The sequence below is a fragment of the Protofrankia sp. CiP1_Cm_nod1 genome (genome assembly GCF_920888515.1).
In the GTDB taxonomy this organism is placed as follows: Bacteria; Actinomycetota; Actinomycetes; order Frankiales; family Frankiaceae; genus Protofrankia.
Window position 1 is genome coordinate 1 of record NZ_CAKKTM010000376.1, and the last position, 2638, is coordinate 2638.

The 2638-nt window shown below is 73.5% G+C and carries 4 protein-coding genes; all 4 read right to left on the reverse strand.

From position 1 onward, the window contains the following. Positions 1 to 572, reverse strand: a 572-nt coding sequence (locus NBX02_RS16745) for a shikimate dehydrogenase family protein (RefSeq protein WP_445548489.1), incomplete at its 3' end; no start/stop codon positions are given. Continuing rightward, positions 569 to 1753, reverse strand: coding sequence for an endolytic transglycosylase MltG (gene mltG, locus NBX02_RS16750; protein WP_250292101.1), 1185 nt, complete (start codon positions 1751 to 1753; stop codon positions 569 to 571). The genes NBX02_RS16745 and mltG, both read right to left, overlap by 4 nt. Further along, positions 1750 to 2244: a Holliday junction resolvase RuvX gene (ruvX, locus tag NBX02_RS16755; RefSeq protein ID WP_250292103.1), complete on the reverse strand. Its 495-nt coding sequence runs from the start codon at positions 2242 to 2244 to the stop codon at positions 1750 to 1752. The genes mltG and ruvX overlap by 4 nt, the downstream gene beginning before the upstream one ends. Before the next feature lie 48 nt (positions 2245 to 2292). Next, positions 2293 to 2638 (reverse strand): hypothetical protein (locus NBX02_RS16760; protein WP_445548490.1); only part of this gene is annotated, 346 nt, incomplete at its 5' end.

Consider the following 2638-nt stretch of genomic DNA (forward strand, 5'->3'; position numbering starts at 1 on the left):
CCGATGACGAGCGGGCGGCGCGGGGCCCGCCCGGCGCCGAGGACCGTCGTCACGGCGTGCGCCGTTCCGGCGACGTCGGTGTTGAAGCCGGCCAGCCGGACGGGCCCGGCGGCCCCGGCGCGCTCCTGCCCGGCGTCCCGTCCGGCGTCCCGTCCGGCGTCCCCTCGGACGTCGTCTCCGGTGGCGCGTCCGGTGTCACGTCCGGTGCCGCGCTGGCCGGCACGTTCGACGACGACGGTGTTGACGGCGCCGACGGCCGCGGCGGTGTCGTCGATCCGGTCGAGGAACGCCAGGACGGCCTGTTTGAGCGGCATGGTCAGTGACAGGCCGACCCAGCCCGGTTCGGTACGCACCCGCGCGATCAGATCGCCGATCGCGCTGTCGTCGCAGGCGACCGCGGTGTAGTCCCAGTCGATTCCCAGCGCGCGATATGCCGCGCGGTGCATAACCGGTGACATTGAGTGCGCTATCGGCATTCCCGCGACGGCCGCCCGCGGCCGGTGGCCGGTGACGGTCACGGGCGGGTGGTGGCCGGTGACGGTCACGGGCGGGTGGTGGCCGGTGGCGGTCATGACCCGCCCTCGGAGCGGTAGCGGGCCAGTGCCTCCTGCCACTCCCGGTCCGTCGTCGCGAAGATGGTCACGTTCGACTTCGGCAGGGACACGAAGTACGTCCACGGCCCGTCGGCCGGGTGCAGGGCGGACTCCAGCGCCCACTTCCCCGGGTTGGAGATGGCCCCCGGCGGCAGGCCCGCCACCTTGCGGGTGTTGTAGGGGTTGTTGCTGGCGAGCTGGCTCTGGGTCAGCGGGCCCTCGTACTCGTCGAGGGCGTACCGGGTGGTCGAGTCCAGGTCGAGGCGGCGGAACCGGCCGGAGGTGTCGGCGAGCCGGTTGTAGATGACCCGGGCGACCTTCGGCCCCTCGTCCGGGTTCTTCACCTCACGTTCGATGATGGAGGCGATCGTGACGATGTCCTGAGGGGTGCGGCCCAGCGCGGCCGCGCCCGCCTCGATGCCGAGGCCGGCCGTCTCCGTCCTGAACCTGTCGACGAAGCCCTTGAGCGTGGCGGTCGCGGAGGCGCCGGGCCGCAGGTCGTAGGTGAAGGGGTACAGATAGCCCTCGACGCTGGCGGCGTACGACGGCAGCTGGAGCTCGCCCGGCCTCCTCACGATCTCCTCGAGCGCGGGGAGCGGCTGGCCGGTGCGTTCGGCCAGCGCCGTGAGCACCTGTTTGACCGTCATGCCCTCGGTGATAGTGAGCCGGAACAGGGTGTGGGACTTCACGTCCAGCAGCGTGGCCAGCGCGTCGGCCGCCCGCAGGTGCTGCCTGAGCCGGTAGAAGCCGGGCTGGATGGAACGTGACCGCTCGTCGGCCGCGGCCGCGTTGACGAAGGCGGCCGGTGTCCGCACGACCTCGGCGGAGGCGAGCACCCGGGCGATGTCCCGGGCGGTCGAGCCGGCCTGGATCTGGATGATGACCGAGCCGTCGCCGGGCCCGGAGTAGTCGATCGCCGACTCGCCGGCCGTGACGCGCCCGATCACCTTGCCCGCGCCGTAGATCCCGCCGCAGAGGACCCCGGCCACCACCACCAGGACCGCGATAAGCTTGTGCGCGGTACGGCCCCGCCGCCGGGCCCGGCCACGGCTGCCACGGCTGCCGTGGCTTCCACGGCCACCGCCGGTGGGCCTGCTGCGGTACGAGGCCCGGCTGCCTGACGCGTCATCGAGCAGCTCGTCGAGGTCGTCCCCGATCACGTGTCGTCCGCGCGGCGATCCGGCTCGCGCCGGGTGGCCACGGCGTCGGACGCCCCCGCGTCACGCGGGATGTCCAGGGCGGACTGCAGGATCTGCACCGCTGCCTCCTGGTCTACGACTGCGCGACGGTCCCGTGCGCGCAGGCCACGCTCGGCCATCCGGCGGTGGGCCACGACAGTGGTCAGCCGCTCGTCGACGAGCCGCACCGGGACAGGGGCGACCCGGGCCGCCAGCAGGCCGGCGTACGCCCGGGCCTGGCGGGCCGCCGGCCCCGGGAGGCCGGACAGCCGTGTCGGGAGACCCACAACGACCTCCACCGCATGACGATCCTGCACAATCATCGCAATCTCGTCGAGATCGCTGTTCAGCCGGGTGTCCCGTCGCAGCGTCGTCACCGGGAACGCGATCCTCGCGTCAGGGTCGCTGGCCGCGACCCCTATTCTGACTGTGCCCACGTCGATACCGACATGCACCCCCGCCCGGCGGCTCATCGCGGACCGCCGGGGCCGGCCGATGCCCGGGCCGGCCCCGGGACGCGCTCACGCGGAACGGGTACCGGCGATGCCCGAGGCGGCGGCACCGGGCGGGCCGCCGTCGGCACCGTGCGCGTCACCGGTGTCATCCAGCCCCAGAGCCTGACGAAGCTCATCCTCCCGCTCGGCCATCCCTTCCCGGACGTCGGCCAGGAAATCCTGCACCGACTCTACGAGGGAACCGGCGAGATGCTGCGGAGTGAGGGTGGACACGGCGCGGGCGGCACGCCGCACGGTCACCACTCCCACCGCCGCGCCGAGCGCGATGTAGAACAGCCGCGGCATCACGCGCTCCGGCTGTCGACGTCGGCCCCGCGCAGGGTGGCCGCCGGCGGCGCGGACGCGGCCGGGC

Bases quoted from the DNA above. Each gene is read 5' to 3' on its own strand.
- ruvX (WP_250292103.1), bottom strand. From the start codon at position 2,244: ATGAGCCGCCGGGCGGGGGTGCATGTCGGTATCGACGTGGGCACAGTC.